Raw genomic sequence first — 20,282 nt, 5'->3', positions numbered from 1 at the left:
ATTATACACAATTTTTTTAAGTTTTGCAAAAAAAATTAATTTTCGTTATCTCATGTAAATTCATAGTTTTCTATACGAACTGTATCACCCGCTACAATTCCTTTTTTTAACAATTCTTCTCATACTCCTAAGTGTTTTAATTTATTATTAAAACGCATTAAGTTATCATAACTTATTAAAGGAATACGATTATATAATTCTTTAATCTTTTTACCTTTTATTTCATAAGTATCAAAAGAAACCCTAATAATTTCAAAGTCATCTTCCTCTAGTGTAATTGTAACTTCATTTTTGCTTACTTCATTTATTAAAATATTTTCAGCTTCTTTTAAAGTTTCATAAATTTCTTTTTTAATTGAATTTATTGTATTTTCTGAAGTTTCTAAACTATGATCAATTAATTTTATATTAGGATATTTTTCTTTAAATAATTGTTTATGGTCATTAAATGCTTTTAAATCAGATTTATTAGCAATTATTACTTGAGGTCTGTTTTCAAGTTTTATATTATATTTAATTAATTCATTATTAATATCTTCGAAGTCTTGAATAGGATTTTTTTCTTCAGAACCAAAATCAATCACGTGACATAATATTTTACATCTTTCAATGTGTTTTAAAAATTGAATCCCCAATCCTTTTCCTTCACTTGCTCCATTAATTAAACCCGGTAAGTCAGTTATTACAAAACTATCATCATAATATTTAACAAGACCTAATTGTGGAACTAGTGTTGTAAATTCATATTCAGCAATTTTAGGTTTAGCATTTGAAATTTGTGATAATAGTGTGCTTTTACCTGCACTCGGTTTTCCAATTAAACCTACATCTGCTAAAACTTTTAAACTTAATTTAATATCTAGATTTTCACCCAATTCACCATTTTCAGATAATCTAGGTGCGGTATTACGAGAAGTTTTGAATTTAACATTCCCTCTACCACCTCTACCACCTTTAGCAATTAAATATGGTTTTGAATCAATTATATCGGCGATTAAATTATCATAGTTATATACTAACGTTCCTAAGGGAACTTTTATGTAAGTATCTTGACCATTTGCACCGTAAGCATTTTTTCTTTTACCGTTTTCGCCATCTTGTGCTGTAATTTTATTTTTGTAATGAAAATTTAAAAGTGTATTTATTCCGCTATCTCCAACAAAATAAATGTCACCACCTTTTCCGCCATCTCCACCATCTGGTCCACCACGGTCAACATGTGCTTCACGCCTAAAACTAATAAGGCCATTGCCACCATTTCCTGCTTTTACTGTTATTTTTACTTCGTCTATAAATTTCATATGAAAATTTTACCATTTTTAATGGCTTTTTTGTTGTTATTTTTGTAAAATAAAAAGTGCTTTGAGCACTTTAATTATTTTCTTCAGGGCGACTTAAAACTTTAGCTCCAGTTTCAGTTACTAAAACTGTATCTTCAATTCTTGCTCCACCTAAACCAGGGATATAGATTCCAGGTTCAACAGTTATTACCATACCTGGTTCTAAAACTGTTGATTTTACAGAATTTACATATGGTAATTCATGAACATTAATCCCCACTCCATGCCCAGTTGAGTGAGTGAAATATTCACCATATCCTTTTTCAACGATGTAGTCGCGACAAATTTTATCAATTTCTGTAGTTGTGATTCCTGGTTTAACAGCTTCACGTCCTAAACGTTGGGCTTCTTTTACAATTTCTAAAATATCTACTAATTTTTTATCTTTTGGTGTTCCAAAGAAAAATGTTCTAGTAATATCACTTGCTCATCCCAAATACTGAGCACCAAAGTCAATTTTTACAATATCTCCATCGGCTAATTGAGTATTTGTGGGGTGGTGATGAGGTTCAGCTGCATTAGTTCCAAAAGCTACAATTGAATCAAAAGATTCTTTTTCTGCACCAAAAAGTCTCATTAAATACCCTAATTTATGACTAACTTCTTTTTCAGTCATACCAACTTTTAAGTATTTTTTAACTTCATTAAATGCATCTAAAGAAATTTTACATGCTTCTTCAATAATTGAAGCTTCACGTAAATCTTTTTTAATACGAAATTGTTGACCTAGAACAGAAATAAATTCTGCTTCTGGTAATATTTTTTTAAAATTTTCTAAAGTTTCAACTTTTAAATAATCTTTTTCTATTCCTACTTTTTTGTAATTTTTTTCTTTTAAAAATTCACTAAGTGAGTTAGCTTTTAATAATTTAACTTCAACATTTTTAGCATTTTTTGTTACGTATTCAATGTATCTTCCATCAACAAATATATAAGCTGTTTCTTTTTCAATTACTAAATATCCATCAGTTGTTGAAACTTCAGCCATTCATAATCTTGTTTCTGGGGCTTCTGAAATAATTACATCAACATTATATTCATCAAAAGACTTTAATAATTCTTGTTTTAACATTTTATTTCCTTATTATTTTTTTTCTTTGTGATTTGTATGGTCATTACATTTATGGCAATATTTTTTAGTTTCCATTTTTTCAGGGTGTAATTTTTTATTTTTCTTTGTAATGTAATTTTCCATTTTACATTGTTCACATCTTAAAATTAATCCTTCTCTTGGCATATTTCCTCCTATTAATTTTTTTAGTAAATATCTTTTATATTATAAATTAAAAAAAATATTTTCAATTGATTTTATTGTTTTAATAACATAGCAATTTCAATATCATAAATTGAACCTTGTTCAGGGATAGGTGTTTCTAAAATAATGGGAACATTATCAAAATCATTATCAAATACAAATTTTTGTAATGTTTTTAATCCTATATAACCTTGATCAATATTTGCATGTCTGTCTTTGTGTGAATTTAAATCATTTAATGAGTCATTTAAATGAATAACTTTTATGTACTTTAATAAATCAAAATCTCTTAATTGTTGTTTAAAATCATCGTATTTTTTTATGTCATAACCCGCATCTCAAATGTGACATGTATCAAGACACATTTGTACTCTATCGCTATTTAAAGTTTCTAAAACATACTTCATATCTTTAAAATTAGTAAAAACTTCAGTACCTTTTCCACTCATTGTTTCAAGACAAATTACAACATCTTTTGTTAAAGAAATTATTTGTTTTAAAGAATTTATTAAAGTTTCTAAACTTTCTTGTAAAGAAAATTTTGTGTATGCTCCTGGGTGTAAAACTAAGTATTTTGCTCCGATATAGTTCATTCTGTTAATTTCTTCAATTAAAAAATTAATAGCAAATAAAGATTTTTCAGGATTTGATGGATTTACTATGTATGGAGCGTGAACTACGATATCTTCAGATTTTATTACATCATGATATTTTTTAGTATATTCAGACAAATTATATAATTCTTTTGCAACTCTTTTTGATGTTTGCGGTGCACCTAAATAAATCATCATGCAATTTGCATTGTTTTTTATAGATTCTTCAACTGCAGAAACTAAATAATTAGGTGATTTAAATGAAATATGACTTCCTAATTTAATCATAAATACTCCTTAAATATTATAAAATTTGTCTTCTTCAAAAATACTAAAAATTTGACTTGGATCAAGATATTTTTTTAGTAAATCAACCATTATATAAATAAACCCTTTTTCTAAATTGTGAGAAACATTAATAATATTTATATTCATTTCATCATAATTTATAAAATCACTTCATTTTGCATCACTTGTGATTATTAAATCTGTTTCATCTTTAAATTTATTTATATCTCCCACAAAACCAGAACCTGGAAATAGCATAAAACTGTTTATTTTTGTTTCTAGAACTTTTTGTTTAATATTTGTTTGTATGTTTTTTACACTAGCTCTATTTTTTAATAATTTTATAAGTTCTAAGGGTGTTTTATCTCAGTTTATTTTCAATGCAAATTCACTATTTACTTGCCTAAAACTGTTATCATCTAAATTAAGAAGTTTTAATATTCCTTTCACTGTTAAAAAATCACTTTTATCAAAAGCAGTATGAAAACTATAAGTATTAATTTTATGTGCTTTTAATGTTTTATATAGATTTTTTTTATAAGGATATATTTCAAAATCTTTTGCTTTTTCATAAAAAATGAATGGATGGTGAGAAATTATTAAGTTACAATCATTTTTAATTGCTTCTTGAATAACTTTTGAAGTTACATCATGGCAAACTAAAACATTTTTTAAATTCTTTTTTCCCGCTAGCGGGATAGAAAATCCAATAGGATCTCAAGGTTCTTTGAGATTTAAATTAATATCTTTTGATAAATTATCGATTAAGTGTTTTGTTCTCATTTTAACTTGTAAAGAAATCTTTTAGTTTTTTACGTTTTTGAGGATGTTTTAGTTTTCTTAAAATTTTTGTTTCAATTTGTCTTACTCTTTCTTTTGAAATTCCTTTTTCACGAGCAAGCTCATCTAAAGTATATGCTCTATATGGTATACCGTTTTCATCTTTTCCAACACCAAAACGTTTTCTTATTAGGACTCTATCTTCTTCATCTAAATAATTTTCAAGCATATCATCAATAATTACAGATAGTTCTTCTTGTGAAGAAAAATCAACTGGATTAATTACACTTTCATCTTTTACAAAATCACTGAAATTTGAATTTTCTTCTTTTCCTATTGATTTATCTAAAGAAATGGGGTCGATATTTATTTTTCTTATATATCTTACTTTTTCAGCATCCATATCACCACCATAACGCATAGCAATTTCTTCGTCTGTTGGTGTGTTTCCATTTTCTTGTTGTAATTCACGTTCAATTTTAATGATTTTGTTAATTGTTTCCACCATGTGTACTGGAACTCTTATTGTTCTTGCTTGATCTGCTACCGCACGAGTAATAGCTTGACGAATTCATCATGTAGCATATGTTGAAAATTTAAATCCTTTATGATAATCATATTTATCAACCGCTTTTAAAATTCCCGCATTACCTTCACTAATTAAGTCAATAAAACTTAATCCTCTATTTTTATAACGTTTAGCGTTATTAATTACTAAACGCAAATTACGGTTAATTAAAGTGCTACGCGCTTTTTTATATTTTCTATCATTTCCTTCTTCAAGAGCTTTTTCCATTTTGATAGCTAAATCTTTTTCTTCTTTTGGTGTTAGTAATTTTCCATATTTACCAATTCAGCGCATGTATCATTTAACAATATCATTTGTTTCAGAAAGATTATTAGAAAGTGAATCATCTTCAATTGAGTCTTTATCATAATAATCATCATCTTCGTCATAATCTTTTAGTAGGTTAACAACATCTTCATCATCTTCGTCATAATCATCGCCTGGTTCTTCAAATTCAACATATTTTTCAGTATCATCATAAAAATCTGCGTCTAATGAATCATCGTCATCATCTTTTTTTACTGTTGAATCATCATGAAATTCATCAATATTAAGTTCTGAATCATCCTCTAAGTCTTCGGAATCTTCAAATTCAGAAGGTTCTTCATCATCTAAATCATCACTATTTTCTAGTTCTAATTTATTTTTTATAGGATCTTTACGGAATGCATCTTCTAAATCGCTTTCTGTAATTTCTTCTTCATCGTCTTCTAAAAGATTATCTTCTAATAAGTTTTCTTGAATTAAAAGATCAAAAATCTCCACACTCTCATCAGCATCTAAAAATAATTTATTATCATCTAAAAATTTATAGATATCTTCATGTGTTAAGGTTTTTTTAGTTTTATCAGTTTTTTGTTTTTGTGCTAATAATTTTTTAAATGCTTTTATTAAATCTTTAACTGATTTTTGTTCATCTTCTTTTATTGTGCTCATTTTTGCTCCTTTTTATTCTTGTGTTTTTTCTATTATTTTTATAAGTCTGTCAAATGATAATTGTTCATCATCAGCTTGGTTAATTTTTATATTTTCCTCGTTATTTTCATCTAAATTACTATAAAAATTTTTAAATTTAAACAAATTGTTTTGTAAATCGTTTTCGTCTATTATTTCATTGGGATCTAATAATCTAATAAAAATTTTTAAATCATTAGTAAATTTATCTGAATTAGTTTTGGCTTGCTTTATTGTTGTTATTCGTGATTTTTTATTTATTTTAGTATCATCGAAATTTAAAATCATTTTCTTTCATTTGCTATTTGAATTTCGAATAACTTCACGCATATTGTATCAATAAGTAATGTTTTTTAATATTTGGATCGCAACATGATTTGCTAGTTTGTAAAAATCTGATCGTGGTGTATCTTTTGTTACTATAACACGATTAAATTTTTTTGTATGTTGAGCATATGCGCTGTTTTTATATGTATTATTTTCAAATATATTATTTCGGTAATTTTTCATTGAAAATGATTGAAGATTTTTAAAATAATCACTGTCTAATTTATTTTGTAAAATAGCTTTTTGTTTTAAAATTTCTTGATCATACTGACTTAAAATTTTTCAAAATTCATTAAATTCTCTTAGCAACAATTGTTTTTGTTCTAATGATTGATCATAATTGGGGTTTTCAAAAATCAAATTGTAAATATAATCTAAATAACCAATCTTTTTTGTTGCTGTTTCTTTCAATGTTGAACCATCTGATGATAAAAAATAAATCTCATCTGGGTCATTTTTTGTGTTATTCTGAATTATTTTTACATTTAATTCGTATTTTTTTAAATTGTTTAATATTATTTTCAAATTTTTTATTGTTGCATTTGTTCCAGGTAAATCACCATCAAAAAATAAATTTATTGTACATTTTTTTAATAATGATAAATGGTTTTCAGTTAATGTTGTTCCCATGACTGCCAAAGCATTATTAATGCCAATGCGATAAAGTGCAACAACATCAAATTGTCCTTCAACTAAATAAATTTCTCTATTAATTGCGATACTTTCTTTTACATTATTTCAGTTAAAGAACAATGAATTTTTTTTAAATATTTCGTTTTCAGAAGTATTTAAATATTTTACATCATCTCCATCAACTGTTCTTGCGCTAAAACCAACACAATTTAATTTTGAATCGTAAATAGGAAAAATTAATCTATTGTTAAAAAAATTGATATCTTTATTGTTTGAACTTGAAATAGAAATTTTTGATAAAACCGCTTCATCAAAACCTTTGTCTTGTAAATATTGAAAAGAATTTATCTCATTTGAACTAAACCCTAATTTAAAGTGATTTTGTATTTCAGCGGTAATTTTTCTTTTCAAAATGACATTTTGTAAATCATTATTTTGATTTTTGAATTTGTGAAATTCATATTGAAACAAATTGTTTGCGGCTTCTGTTGCTTCAAAAAGTTCTGTTTGTTCTTGTGTTGTGTTAGGGGAAAATCTATTTAACTTAGAAATATCAAAATTAATTTTAGTAGCAATTTTCTTTAAAGCTTCAATAGGTGTTAGATTTAATCTATATTCTAGAAACTTAATTGCATTACCTGTTTTATGACAACCAAAACAGGTAAATATCTGCTTTTCAGGACTAACAATGAATGAAGAAGTCTTTTCATTGTGAAACGGGCAATTTGTTTTATAATTTTTTCCCGATTTAGTTAAATTACAATATTCAGAGATAATATCAACTATATTTACTTGATTTAATACACTTTTTCAAATATTTTGATTATTATCTGTCATTGTAACTTTCTAAATATTTTTCAATGTCATCTATACTAATTCTTTCTTGTTGCATTGTATCTCTATGTCTAATTGTTACTTTGTTATCTTCTAGTGAATCATAGTCAAATGTAATTGAAAAATATGTTCCAATTGCATCTTGTCTTCTGTAACGTTTTCCAATAGAACCTGATTCTTCATATGAAACACGAATACCTTTTGATTTTAAATTTTTAAATATTTTTTTACTTTCATCTGTAAGTTTTTTAACAAGCGGCATAACACACACTTGGTAAGGACTTACTTTATATTTTGTTCTTAAAACTGTTCTTGATTCATTATTTTCTAATGTTTCTACTTCATAAGCATCAACTAAAATAGCAAATAATAAGCGATCAAGACCCATTGAAGGTTCAATTACATAAGGAATAACTTTTTCACCTTCATCAGTTAAATAATATAAATTTTCATTTGAGAATTTAATATGTTGGCTTAAATCGTAATTACCACGATTTGCAATCCCCATTAATTCTCCTCATCCAAATGGGAATAAAAATTCAATATCACTTGTACCTTTTGAGTAGTGACTCAATTCTTCTTTTTCATGAGCTCTAATTCTTATTGAATCTTGTTTTAGACCATTTTTTAAACAAAAGTCATAACATTTTTGAATGTAATAGTTATAAAAATGTTCATCTTGATTTTCATAACAGAAAAATTCTAATTCCATTTGTTCAAATTCTCTTGTTCTAAAAATAAAATCTCTTGGAGTTATTTCATTACGAAAACTTTTTCCTATTTGTCCTATTCCAAAAGGTAATTTAGGTCTCATAGTTCTTAAAACATTTTTAAAGTTAACAAAAATACCTTGTGCAGTTTCTGGCCTTAAAAATGTTGTACTTGCAGTATTATCTATTGCTCCTGCTTGTGTTTTGAACATTAAATTAAACGGTCTAATTTCTGTTCAGTCGCATTTAACTCCATCATATTCTAAAACTTCATTTTTAATTTTTTGTTCCATTTCATCATGAGTCATTTTTTCAACATCTAAATCTTTGAAAAGATCTTTTAAAATATGATCTGCACGATATCTTTTTTGATTAACTTTATTTTCAATTAAAAAATCACTAAAATTTTCTAAATGTCCGCTAGCTTTTCAAACCATTGGATTCATAATAATTTTTGAATCAATTTGATAGTTGTTTTCTTCTTCGAAAATAAAACTTTGAATTCATTGATTTTTTAACGCGTTTAACATATTTGTAGCAAGTGGACCATAATCTCATGTATTAATTACTCCACCGTAAATTTCAGAATCTTGGTAAACAAATCCTGACACCTTTAAATGATTGATTATTTCTTGAATATTTTTATCTTTATTTAACATAGTACCTCATTAGCAAAATAATTTTATATTATATCATAAGATATAAGTTTTTGAAAACAATAAGTTTTTCTTTTTGAAATAGTGCTATTTTTAATATTTTTTAGTGCTAAATTGAAAGAAAAAATACAAACTTTTGGAATTTGAAAAGGATTTTTTTATTTTTATATAATATAATTAAAATATGTTTGACTTTATAGGTAATAAAATACAAAAATCAATTGAAAAAATGAATAAAAAAACCATAATAACTGAAGACGATATAACAGAAATTATCAGAGAAATTAAGTTATCACTACTTGAGGCTGACGTTAATCTAGAAGTAGTAAAAGCATTTACAAAAGAAGTAAAAAGAAAAATTCTTGAAAGCGGTAAAATCGGTAATTTAAATGCTCAACAGACAGTTATTAAAATATTTAACGAAGAGTTAATTAATATCTTAGGTAAAAAAACCTTTTCAATTGAAGTAACAAAAAAACCACTAACAATTTTAATGATTGGATTACAAGGTAGCGGTAAAACAACAACATCTGCAAAATTAGCAGCATATTTAAGAAAGAAAAAAATTATAGAAAATCCGCTTTTAGTTGGTGCTGATATTTATCGTCCGGCAGCAAGGGATCAATTAGAAAGTTTATCAAAACAAATAAGTGTTGATTTTTATACTGAAAAAATTGACGATGCAGTTGAAATTGCCCAAAATGCACTAACAATAGCAAAAGAAAACAAAAATGATGCAGTAATACTAGATACAGCTGGGCGTTTAGCGATAGATGACACTTTAATGGATGAATTAGTCAAAATAAAAAGGAGAACAAATCCAGATTACATATTTTTAGTAATTGATGCCATGAGCGGACAAGATGTAATTAATGTTGCAAAAATCTTTAATGAAAATTTAAAAATAAATGGAACGATAATTACTAAACTAGATTCTGATGCTCGTGGTGGAGCTGCTTTAAGTATTACTCATTTGCTAAATATTCCAATTTTATTCATTGGAACAAGTGAAAAAATTTCTGGTTTAGAAATTTTTCATCCCGACAGAATGGCAAATCGTATTTTGGGAATGGGTGATGTTTTAAGTTTAATTGAACAAGCTGAAAATAACATAGATGAAGCAAAAGCAAAAAAAATATCACAAAGATTTTTATCAGGACAATTTACTTTAGATGATTTAATGGAAACTATGGCACAAATTAAAAAACTAGGTAAAATGACCAAAATAATAAAAATGATTCCCGGACTCTCAAATAAAATCAATGAAGAACAAATAGACAAAGCAGAACAAAAATTTACAACATATCAAATTTTAATTAATTCAATGACTAAACAGGAAAGAAAAAATCCCAAATTACTAAAAATAGCAGAAAGAAAGCAAAGAATTTTAAAAGGTTCAGGAAGATCTGCTCGTGAATATAATTTACTTTTAACAGATTATGAAAGAATGGCAAAACAAATGAAAGAAATGTCAAGTGGCCGCGGTGGATTTAATTTAGGTAATTTGGGTGGATTAGGTGGTCTTTTTTAATAAATTTGCATTTACAATCTTTTTTAGATTGTAAATTTTTATTATTTAGTATAATTTAGCATCATGATCACAAAAAACACTTCTTTTTTAAACAAACTTAAACAAAATCGAAAACCAATAACAATTATTGTTGCTGCGTTTTTATTAGTCTTTACGATTATAATAATTGCAACTTATATTGGTTTAATCGATGAAACAAAAATAAATAACAAAGCAAGATTCCAAGGGTTAGAAAATATTTTTTTAAGATATGCAAACTTATTTTATTTCACAAATTTAACTAATTTATTTTCGCTAATAACTTTGCTTATATTAGCAATAAAGCCAAACAATAAAATTAAACGTTTATTTTTACACTCTACTGTCTTGATAACTATTACATTTTTAATTTATTGATCACTTATTTCTTGACAATCTAATTGAAAAAATGTTTTTGAATCATATAAATCTTTACATACACATTTAATTAACCCGCTTGTGTGCTTTATATTCGCTTTTTTATGAAAAGATCAACTTTTATTTAATAAAAAAGATAAATATTATGTAGTTATATATGTAATGATTTATTTGATTTTTGCTTTAATTTTATATTTAACAACCTACTATTTAAAATATAACCAAAAAAATGCTGTAGTTATTTATGGATTTTTAGATTTTATAAATCCTTTTTTCTATCACGGTAAACAATTAGGTTTACAAATAGTTTTAAATATTTTATTTATCGTTGTAGGATTTACATTACCTTTTTTAATTTGTTTATTTTGAACAAAAGTATTGAAATTAAAAGCTAATGTAACTAAAACTAGCTATTAGTAAATAAAAAAGATGCCTAGGCATCTTTTATTTCAATTTAAATTTAATAATTTTTTCAGCAATTACTTTATTTTTTATATGACGATAAGCATCTGCTACATTGTTAATTTTTTCTTTATCGATAATTTTTTGATCTAAAGCATAAATTTCCATTCAGTGGAATTTTTCAGATGAAGCGTTTTTTTTAGATTTAAATAATGATCATTGATACTTTTTAGATTGAATTAGTTTTTTAGTTTTTTCTGGAATTTTTGAGTTATTTCAGTATGAATTGTTAATAAAAATCTTGTTTTTGTCAGATTTTATTAAATCATCTTTGTTTAAAAGTGTTCAGTCACTATTTTGTGCCTTTATTCCTAAACAACTAAATTCATTTGCAACCATTCCTCACTCATCAAATGAATTAGAATCATAAATAAAAATCGCATATTCTTTAACATTTTTAGGATTTTTGATTTTTATTTGTGGTGTTGAAATTTTAAAATTTATTTTTTGAATAGTTTCATCATCATAATAATATGGTTTTGGTAAATAATAAATATTTTCATCAAGTATCATGTCTTTTATATTTACTTTTAATGTTGAGATTTCATCATGTTCATTATATACATAAAATAAACCATGTGTTGTTGGTTCTTTTTGGTAATTTCTACCATCTTCAACGTATGCTTGAGGACTTGAAAAAGTTAAAACTCCTTGATCAATTGTATGATCATTTACAATTTCTAAAAAATCGCTTATATACATTGGTTTCGTTGTATCTCATAGTTTTTTAACATCTTCAAAATCAAGTGCATAAACACGACAAATATAGACATGATCTTGATCAGGCGGAAAAGGTCCGGTGTATAAATTCGCATTTTCAGATAAAAAATCGCGATCTAAAATAGGATTTTTGGGGTGTTGTGATAATGAGTTTTCAATTTGAAAATAATTTTCATTATCAAAAATTGAACTATTTTCTAAAATAAAGTTTTCTTTTATGTTGAAAATACCTCAGTGAACAAAACTAAGACCAACAACTCCTATTGCTTCATGATCAAACATTAATATAGCATAGCTTTTGGCGTTTTTTACTTCATCTCAACCAATATGTGGAGAATAAGTTGAAATTAATGAATGATTTGGATTTAAAACATTATAAATATTAATAGATTTTGAATACACTTTCATTATTTATTCTCACTTTGCTCTTTTTGTTGCTTTTTTAAGTTTTTTATTTCCATTTTTAAACTAAATATTGCTAATATAAATTTTCTTAACACGTTTACATATCTTATTTTTTTAAATAATTTTAATTTAAATTCTTTTTTAGTTTGTTCTTTAGCATTTGAAAATATATAATCATAAATACTAAATGTTTGGAATTCTTTTAAAAGAATTTTTAAATATTTATTTAATATTTCTTTGTGTTCATTTGTTAATCAAATAATATTATCAATTTTGGATTCTATTTTTCTTGTATCTAAATTATTATTTTCTGGAATTTTATAAACTAGTAATATACTTAATTTAATAAATTCTATTGTTTGTTTTTGATTTTCTTGTCTACTTACTTCGCTTATAATTTTGTCAAAATAATAAATTATTTTATAATGATTTAAAATTAATCATTTTTCTCACGCTTCATCAAAAATATTAAGCTCAGAATAATTTTTTAAATTTATTGAAAAATTCATGAATAAAAAGTCTGCAAATTCTTTGAAAATTTCTAATTTTGATAAATAGTTTCTTAAATATTTATATCTTTCATCTAATTTATGATTTACTAATGTTTCTAGTAGTGAAGTAGTTAAAAGTTCAGTAAGAAAAGTGTAATTTATTTGTTTTAATTCAATTTTTGATTCCAAAATAAAAGAAGCACTGAATAAGTTTTTTATAATTGCATAAATTAGCTTTTGATTTTTAATTGCATTGTGTTTTGCATTTTGAAAATCTTCAATTGAAAAATAACTACTGAATTTTCTTGAAGTATTTAAATTATTTTGTAATGCATTTAAAAAATTATTAACTGCTTGACCTGCTAAAATATGTAAAATTATTTGCTGAGCTCATTTTTTTTCTTGTAAATAATCTAATAATAAATCTTTTGTTTTGTAATTTTCATTTGGTGAGGAAAATTTAGTTTCTATAAATTTAATAATTAATTGTTTAATATTTAAATTTAAGTCACTTTCCAAGTGGCTTATGTATCAAGATATTTGGTTTTTGTCTTTTAATATATCTGAAACTTCAGTTTCATAATAATCATCTAAAAATAAATGATCAGTACGATTTATTCCTAATGTCATCACCAAAACTGACATATCATCACCTAAATTTAATATTTTTCGGTGTGACAAATAATCTTTTTTGTACTGATTTATATTTCTTAGGTAATGTAAGACTTTTTCTTTATTATTTTTATATGAATCTATAACAAATTTATTTTCTAATCCTAATTTTACGATCATATTTTGCGCAATAAATTTATACATTTTTTCAGTAGGGTGGATATCAAAATATGATTCATATAAAAATTCTTTGTGTTTTGATAAAAAATCTGATTCATCATTATCAAGATACATACAAGCACTTTGATTTGCTGCTGATTTTAATGCAAAATTTAAATGGTGCATAAAAATATCAATAATAGAAATATCTTGAATTTTATTTTTTAAAAATATTTCATTTATTAAGTGTTCAAAATGAATAAGTGGTTTAGAATATCCCATAACAATAATATTTGTTTGCGGATTATATGATTTAATTACTTGAATTAAGTTTTGCATATATTTTGTTATTTTTGAAGATCTTAAAGCTAATGAATTGTTGAGTTGCTCCAATAGTTTTTCAATATTTTCTTTTGATTTTTGATTTTGGATTTCTTTTAAGTCTTGAAGCGGAAAAAAATTAATTAAATCATGCATTCCCAAATTAATTGTAATTAGATTTGCTCGTTTAATTTTTGTTTGAATATTAGTTAAGTTTGTTAAATAATCATCATATTGATTTTTAAAAGGATTGGTTTTTTCATTGTTAAAAATATTTGCAAAATTTAAAATTTTTTGAGTATCTTGACCTAAATTAATATTTTCTATTAATTCAATATATTGTTTAATTTTTATATTAGGTAAACTAAAATTATCAAATTCTTTTAAATAACCAGGATTTAAATTATTAATTATTCTAGCAAAAAATGCTGGATAACTCAATCCTATAATTTTATTTTCTTGTTTATTAAATTTTCCCAAACTCAAAAAACCAAATTTTGAATTAAATCCACCGGAAAATTCATCACCTATAGCAAGGTAATTTAGATTATTGTTAATTTGAAAATAATCAAATTTTAATTCATTTTTGTCTTCTAATTCATTTTGTAAATTCATAGAAACTCCTAATCATATATAACATTATTTAAATTTTTAAAATAATTTACCAAAAACACATACACCTGATTAAATTGTACTTGTTTATCATTATTAATATATTTTTTCATTCTTGCTAAAGTAATGATATTTTCATAAATTTTTTCTTCATCTTCAGAAGCTTCTAAATTTAAAAAATTAAGTGCCTCAGGTTTATATTTACTTACTAATTTATATGCTTCATAAACAAATTCTTTTAAATCGATACTATCTTTTTTAATTGAACCAATAATAGCAAGTTTTATAGCTATATCTTGATTTTCAAATTTTGGTCAAAGTAAACCAGGAGTATCTAAAACAAAGAATTGATCTTTACAATTTACTCATTGTTCGCTTCTTGTAATACCAGCTTCATTTCCTACTTTTGCTACTTTTTGTTGTGCTAAAATATTGATTAATGTACTTTTTCCACTATTAGGAACACCTAAAACTCCTATCTTTGGTGGTGGGGTGTTATAGCCTTTTTTTAAGTTCTTTTTTGCAATATTCATAGTAACTTTTTTGATTGCTTTTGTAATCAACTGATATGATTTACTCGCATTTTTTAAATTTACGCTAACTAAAATATCATTTTCATTATTATAAAGTTTTTTAAGTTCATTAAAACGATTTAAATTTGTTAAATCTGTTTTTGTAAAAACAAAAATACGCGGTTTTTGCGGCGCTATTTTATCAAATTCGTGATTATATGATGAAATTGGAATTCTACTATCTAAAACAATTAAAAACATATCAAACAAAGATTGTTTTTGTTTGATAATGTCAAAAGCTTTTTTCATATGTCCAGGAAATCAATTAATCATGTTTACCTACTTATTTTCCTTGCAACTTAGCAATAATTTCTTGATATTCTTTTATATCTTCAATCAATTCATCAATAAAAATATCTACTTCTTCTGGATTATATCCATTTAAAGTAGCATTGAATTTATGTTTTTGAATTTGTTCTATTGAATATTTAGCCACTAATCCTCTTTTAATAAATAATCTTTTGTTTTTTGTACTTCAAATTTTGATAAATGCGCAAAATCAAGTTGTCTTAAAACTTCATATAAAACAACTATAACACTATTTGCTAAATTAATACTTCTAGCAGCTGGTGTCATTGGGATTCTTAAACAATTTTGTACATTTTTTTGCAATATTTTTTTGGGTATACCTGTACTTTCAGTTCCAAACATTAATCATATTTCTTCATTTGAATTAAATTCATTTTTAAAATTAACATCACTATAAGTTTCTAATCCATATCTTGTAATGTAATAAATGTTTTTATTACCATACTTATTTTCAAAATCTGCATACGAAGCATGTATTTCATGTTGTATATCGCTTAAAAAACGGCCTGCAGCTGCTCTTTTCATTCAATGTGGGTGTAAATCAAAAGCAATAGGTCTTATAATGTGTAATTTTGCATTTGTACTAAAACATGTTCTTATGATGTTTGCTGTGTTGGGACTTATTTCAGGTTCATATAAAACTATATTAATCATATTTAAAATTATAAATTAATTAAATATTTTTTAAAGTAGAAACCTTATTTTATATTTTTATAAAATAAGTTGCATTTTTTCAACTTTCCTTTATAATTTAATAAATAATTAAGGAGTTAATATGGATAGAGATTCAAAACAAAGAAGATTTTTATTTGCAATAGATTTGGATGGAACATTACTTGCAAACAGTGCGAATGGATCAATTCACCCAAAAACAGAAGAACAAATTAAAAGAGCTGTAAAAGAAGGTCATATTGTATCAATTATTACTGGTAGACCTTGAAGATCAACAAAACCTATTTATGAAAAACTTGGTTTAAATTCAATTGTTGGTAATTATAATGGAGCACACATCCACTCACCAGATGATCCATTCTTCATTCCTACTATTAGTTATTTAGATTTAAATGAAGTTTTATATATTCTAGGTGATCCTAAAGTAGAAAAAGAGATTTCAAACTATGCAATTGAAGGACCTGATTGAGTTCAATTAAAATATCGTGATGAAGCATTAGAAAAAGTATTTAATTTCAACAGTGCAACAAAATTTAGAGAAAGTATTGAATTAACAAAACTTCCTCTAAAACCAACAGGAATAGTATTTGATGTTAAACCAGAAACAAATGTAACTGAATTATTAATTTATCTAAAACGTCGCTATGGAGATTTAGGTGAATTTTCAAGTTGATCAAAAGGTGAAGGACTAACCCCTGTATTTGATATTACAAGTATAGGAGTTACAAAAGGAAATGTTATTTCATTAATGATGCGTTATTACAATATTGATATTGATGATACAGTTGCTATGGGTGATAGTTTTAATGATGCAAGTATGTTTAGTATTGCAAATGTTGGAATGGCGCCTGCAAATGCTGAAGATTACATCAAAGCACTCGCGAGTGATTTATCTAAAAAAACAAACAAAGATGGAGCTGTAGGTTATTTTATGGAAAAATTCTTAAATAACCCTGATAAATTCATTAAAAAAGCTAAAAAATTCCATAATGAACTAGACAAAGAAAGACTACAAATTGTAGGAGCTGATCATTTTAATGAAGAATAGCGATTATATAGGTTGTGATGAAACTGGAGTTGGTGACTTTTTTACACCAATAGTTTTTGTTGCCGCTTACATTGAAGAAAGTAATTATTTAAAAATAATAAATTTAGGAGTTAAAGACTCAAAAAAAATCACTGATAAAAAAATTTTAGAAATTGCACCGCAAATTCAAAAATTAACCAAATATTCTAAAATGATTTTAACTCAACAAGGAAACAATAATCTTTCAAAATTTTTAAATGCTAATGAAATTAAATTATTGTTTCACTACAAAAACATTAATAAATTACAAGAACAAATTGATAAACAAGCTTTTATTGATCAATTTTCAACTATTAACTCAATTAAAAAATACGAACAAAAATTACTAAACACATCTTTGGGATTTAATCTACCAAAACATGAAATAATTTATGAAACAAAAGCTGAAGATAAAGTATTAAGCATAGCTTGTGCAAGTATTTTAGCTAGATACTTTTTATTATTAGAAATGCAAAAACAAAATCAAAAATATAATTTAACTTTTCCATTAGGGGTAAGCTCAAAAATTATTGAATTTGGAAAAGAATTTGTAAAATTATACGGAAAAGAAGAGATTTTTAAAGTTGCAAAAACAAATTTTAAAACAATAAAGCAAATATTAGATTAAAACAATATAATAAGTTCTTAATACACAAAAAAAGCACAACATTTGTGATTTTTTATTGTTTACAAAATAATTGAGTTTTTATTTTTTATTTCCCTTATTTTTTTATATTTTTAAATAAACGCTTAGTCAGTTTTACAAACTGGGTTTAAATAAGTAATAGGATTCTGAGCTTTATTATTTAGTTTTAAATCTTCAATTGATTTTCCAATATAAAACTTTTCATTTTCATCATATGAAAGTTGTTGTTCATATCTTTCATCTACAAAAAACAGTCTATTTTCAATTTTTGGTGTCAAGACAATATCTTGTCGTGGTAGCTTATCCTTTGCATTTTTACAAACATATCATTTTGAAGGTTTATACACCGCAACAATCAAACTATTATAAACACCAAATACATACTCAATTGAATTAACTTTGTCTTTAGATATTCTTCAAATTCCACGAACAACATCGTATAAAACTCTTTCGCTCATAAACCTTTTATATAGTTTATTTATTTTAATGACTAGAATCTTATGATGGATATCTTCTTTTTTTAGTTTTATTGCTCCATTTATTTTTTCAAATTCAGCAACTGACAAAACACCATTTGAATGGTGTCCTTGGACAATGTTGGTGAGTTTATTTGCATTTGTATAATTAAATGCATTGATTAAAGATGCTTCAGCTGCAAACGCCTCTTCTTCTGTTAAATTATAATTAATAATGATTTTTTTAACTTTAAGTCCAGAATTTTTAATTTCAGATATAGTCTTCAGCTTTAATTTCTCAACATTGGAATTATTATTTTTTTCATTTTCATGTTCAAAAATTCTATTTTCTGATCCCTTTCCAATATAAAATATTTGATTAGTTCTTGGATCAATTAATCCATAAACATAGTAACCACCAAGTGCAATAAGACTTTTTTCTGAAAATTTTTCCATAAAATTAACCTTGCTTTTAGATATTATTAAATTAAATTTTTACTTTAATTTGAATTTATAGATATTATAAATTAAAAAATTACAATAAATTTAAAACATTTTTTTAAACTTAATTACAAAAAGTTCAGTGATTATAAATAATATAATGAACAAAATGGAATAAATTTTATCTTATAAATCTTTCGTTTGGTTTCAAGACAAGGTAGAAAATGTCATAATTTCCCGATCTACACATAAATTTAAGGCACTAAATGTAACTGGTTACTTATACCCTGTTATTCAACAAGGCGATAATCCAATTTTAGGGTATTCAAATGAATCAAATATTATAATAAATTACAAAAATTTCATTCTGTTTGGTGATCATACTTTTTCGCTATATAGACCTAATTCTCCTTTTTTAATCGCAACAGATGGCATAAAACTTATTGAAATATTAGAAGTTGACAGAGATTTTTTGTATCATTGTTTAACTAAAATAGATGTAGGTTTATTAGGGTATAAAAGACATTTTAGTCAATTAAAAGAAACTATTATTTATCTAACAAATAATAAAAAAGAACAAATGAAAATTGCATCTATTTTAAATGTAATAAATGCCAACATATCTTTGTTAAAGCGTTTGTGATTTTGCTCAAAAAATCAACTTTTTCATGTCGAAAAAAATGCATTTTTACTAAAAAACACTTTCGTTTGGTTTCAAGAAAAGGTGGAAAATCTATTTAAATGATATTCTATAAGAAATAATAGTTCTGATTATGTGGATAGTTACACAGTGAGTAATACGCTAGGTTTTATTAACCAAAAGGAATATTTTTCTAATGGTGGAAAAGCAATTAATGCAAATAAAAAAGCATCAAAAATTATATTTCCTAATTCCTTTGCATTTAATCCTTCTAGAATAAATGTTGGTTCACTTGCTTATTATTCAAACCCTAAAAAAGGGTTAATAAGCAATATTTATGAGGTTTTTTGCACACAAAATATAGTCAATGATAATTTTATAAAATTCTATTTTAGAACAAATTTTTTCAATAATTTAATTTCATCTAATAAAAATACTGGTGTTAGAGATACATTTAGTTTAGCAAAAATTCCTGATGTAATTTTTTTAATAACTAACAAAAAAGAACAAGAAATTATTTCTCGTCTTTTACATAAATTAGATATGAACATATCTTTGTTAAAACGTAAGTAAAATAATAAAAAAATACACATTTTAGCACATTTTTCAGTACTTTTTTGTGTATTTTTCGGTATTTTTTTATTAATTTACTGAACAAACATTTTATTTAATAGTGTTTGCTTTATGTTTTCCATTTTTTCTATCTTACGCTTTAACAAAGATATGCTGTCGTTAAATAATTCAATAAACTTAGATATTTTTTGCATTTCCAAAGAATCTGTAGATAAATAAAAATTAATATTTGCCATAACGTTATTCATTAATTTTGGTATG

20 protein-coding genes are annotated in these 20,282 nt (G+C 24.7%); 5 read left to right on the top strand and 15 right to left on the bottom strand.

What is annotated here, in order from left to right:
• Positions 1 to 35 precede the first annotated feature (35 nt).
• The 8 genes from obgE to KQ877_RS00065 all read right to left on the bottom strand — a co-directional run bounded on the left by obgE (position 36) and on the right by KQ877_RS00065 (position 8,941).
• A complete protein-coding gene (gene obgE / locus KQ877_RS00100) occupies positions 36 to 1,301 on the bottom strand; it encodes a GTPase ObgE (protein ID WP_216489049.1) in 1,266 nt (421 codons plus the stop codon).
• A 70-nt stretch (positions 1,302 to 1,371) separates the two neighbouring features.
• On the bottom strand, positions 1,372 to 2,412 hold the full coding sequence (locus KQ877_RS00095) for an aminopeptidase P family protein (RefSeq protein WP_216535659.1): 1,041 nt from the start codon (positions 2,410 to 2,412) through the stop codon (positions 1,372 to 1,374).
• 12 nt (positions 2,413 to 2,424) lie between these two features.
• Positions 2,425 to 2,577 carry a 50S ribosomal protein L33 gene (rpmG, locus tag KQ877_RS00090; RefSeq protein WP_216489053.1) on the bottom strand — a complete coding sequence of 51 codons (153 nt, stop codon included), beginning with the start codon at positions 2,575 to 2,577 and terminating at the stop codon, positions 2,425 to 2,427.
• Between the two features lie 71 nt (positions 2,578 to 2,648).
• Complete coding sequence (locus tag KQ877_RS00085) at positions 2,649 to 3,476, bottom strand: deoxyribonuclease IV (protein WP_216535658.1); 828 nt, start codon at positions 3,474 to 3,476, stop codon at positions 2,649 to 2,651.
• 9 nt (positions 3,477 to 3,485) lie between these two features.
• Positions 3,486 to 4,259 carry a Nif3-like dinuclear metal center hexameric protein gene (locus KQ877_RS00080; RefSeq protein ID WP_216535657.1) on the bottom strand — a complete coding sequence of 258 codons (774 nt, stop codon included), beginning with the start codon at positions 4,257 to 4,259 and terminating at the stop codon, positions 3,486 to 3,488.
• A 1-nt stretch (position 4,260) separates the two neighbouring features.
• Entirely contained in the window at positions 4,261 to 5,760 is a 1,500-nt protein-coding gene (locus KQ877_RS00075) for an RNA polymerase sigma factor (RefSeq protein ID WP_216489058.1), read from the bottom strand.
• A 12-nt stretch (positions 5,761 to 5,772) separates the two neighbouring features.
• Entirely contained in the window at positions 5,773 to 7,575 is a 1,803-nt protein-coding gene (gene dnaG, locus KQ877_RS04055) for a DNA primase (RefSeq protein ID WP_216535656.1), read from the bottom strand.
• Positions 7,565 to 8,941: a glycine--tRNA ligase gene (locus KQ877_RS00065; RefSeq protein WP_216489063.1), complete on the bottom strand. Its 1,377-nt coding sequence runs from the start codon at positions 8,939 to 8,941 to the stop codon at positions 7,565 to 7,567. Before KQ877_RS00065 ends, dnaG begins: the two co-directional genes overlap by 11 nt.
• Before the next feature lie 181 nt (positions 8,942 to 9,122).
• On the opposite strand from KQ877_RS00065, the gene ffh reads away from it, so the two are divergent.
• Complete coding sequence (gene ffh, locus KQ877_RS00060) at positions 9,123 to 10,469, top strand: signal recognition particle protein (RefSeq protein WP_216535655.1); 1,347 nt, start codon at positions 9,123 to 9,125, stop codon at positions 10,467 to 10,469.
• A 63-nt stretch (positions 10,470 to 10,532) separates the two neighbouring features.
• The gene (locus KQ877_RS00055; protein WP_216489067.1) at positions 10,533 to 11,282 is read left to right on the top strand and encodes an MAGa3780 family membrane protein; all 750 of its coding nucleotides are present in this window, start codon (positions 10,533 to 10,535) and stop codon (positions 11,280 to 11,282) included.
• A 27-nt stretch (positions 11,283 to 11,309) separates the two neighbouring features.
• Here the strand turns inward: KQ877_RS00055 and KQ877_RS00050 are convergent, their stop codons facing one another.
• The 5 genes from KQ877_RS00050 to KQ877_RS00030 are packed head-to-tail and all read right to left on the bottom strand — an operon-like array spanning position 11,310 to position 16,182.
• Positions 11,310 to 12,455, bottom strand: coding sequence for a YbhB/YbcL family Raf kinase inhibitor-like protein (locus KQ877_RS00050; RefSeq protein ID WP_216535654.1), 1,146 nt, complete (start codon positions 12,453 to 12,455; stop codon positions 11,310 to 11,312).
• Positions 12,455 to 14,650, bottom strand: coding sequence for an SGNH/GDSL hydrolase family protein (locus KQ877_RS00045; RefSeq protein WP_216535653.1), 2,196 nt, complete (start codon positions 14,648 to 14,650; stop codon positions 12,455 to 12,457). Before KQ877_RS00045 ends, KQ877_RS00050 begins: the two co-directional genes overlap by 1 nt.
• Positions 14,651 to 14,658: 8 nt before the next feature.
• Positions 14,659 to 15,492, bottom strand: coding sequence for a ribosome biogenesis GTPase YlqF (gene ylqF / locus KQ877_RS00040; RefSeq protein ID WP_216535652.1), 834 nt, complete (start codon positions 15,490 to 15,492; stop codon positions 14,659 to 14,661).
• 10 nt (positions 15,493 to 15,502) lie between these two features.
• The gene (locus tag KQ877_RS03470; RefSeq protein WP_216489077.1) at positions 15,503 to 15,655 is read right to left on the bottom strand and encodes a DivIVA domain-containing protein; all 153 of its coding nucleotides are present in this window, start codon (positions 15,653 to 15,655) and stop codon (positions 15,503 to 15,505) included.
• Complete coding sequence (locus KQ877_RS00030; RefSeq protein ID WP_216535651.1) at positions 15,655 to 16,182, bottom strand: tRNA (cytidine(34)-2'-O)-methyltransferase; 528 nt, start codon at positions 16,180 to 16,182, stop codon at positions 15,655 to 15,657. The genes KQ877_RS03470 and KQ877_RS00030 overlap by 1 nt, the downstream gene beginning before the upstream one ends.
• A 121-nt stretch (positions 16,183 to 16,303) precedes the next feature.
• Between KQ877_RS00030 and KQ877_RS00025 the strand changes: the two genes are divergently transcribed.
• On the top strand, positions 16,304 to 17,248 hold the full coding sequence (locus tag KQ877_RS00025; protein WP_216489081.1) for a Cof-type HAD-IIB family hydrolase: 945 nt from the start codon (positions 16,304 to 16,306) through the stop codon (positions 17,246 to 17,248).
• Positions 17,238 to 17,894: a ribonuclease HIII gene (locus tag KQ877_RS00020; RefSeq protein WP_246777990.1), complete on the top strand. Its 657-nt coding sequence runs from the start codon at positions 17,238 to 17,240 to the stop codon at positions 17,892 to 17,894. Before KQ877_RS00025 ends, KQ877_RS00020 begins: the two co-directional genes overlap by 11 nt.
• Before the next feature lie 122 nt (positions 17,895 to 18,016).
• Here the strand turns inward: KQ877_RS00020 and KQ877_RS00015 are convergent, their stop codons facing one another.
• Positions 18,017 to 18,823, bottom strand: a complete 807-nt coding sequence (locus tag KQ877_RS00015; RefSeq protein WP_216535650.1) for an LEM-3-like GIY-YIG domain-containing protein — start codon at positions 18,821 to 18,823, stop codon at positions 18,017 to 18,019.
• Between the two features lie 457 nt (positions 18,824 to 19,280).
• On the opposite strand from KQ877_RS00015, the gene KQ877_RS00010 reads away from it, so the two are divergent.
• Positions 19,281 to 20,021 (top strand): hypothetical protein, encoded by a 741-nt coding sequence (locus KQ877_RS00010; protein ID WP_216535649.1) that lies wholly within the window; start codon positions 19,281 to 19,283, stop codon positions 20,019 to 20,021.
• Between the two features lie 74 nt (positions 20,022 to 20,095).
• Here the strand turns inward: KQ877_RS00010 and KQ877_RS00005 are convergent.
• Positions 20,096 to 20,282, bottom strand: a 187-nt coding sequence (locus KQ877_RS00005) for a hypothetical protein (RefSeq protein ID WP_373422487.1), incomplete at its 5' end; no start/stop codon positions are given.

This window comes from Mycoplasma zalophi (assembly GCF_018914005.1).
Lineage (GTDB): Bacteria > Bacillota_I > Bacilli_A > Mycoplasmatales > Metamycoplasmataceae > Metamycoplasma > Metamycoplasma zalophi_A.
The sequence above is the reverse complement of the archived record's forward strand: the minus strand, read 5'-3'. Positions and strand labels throughout refer to the sequence as shown.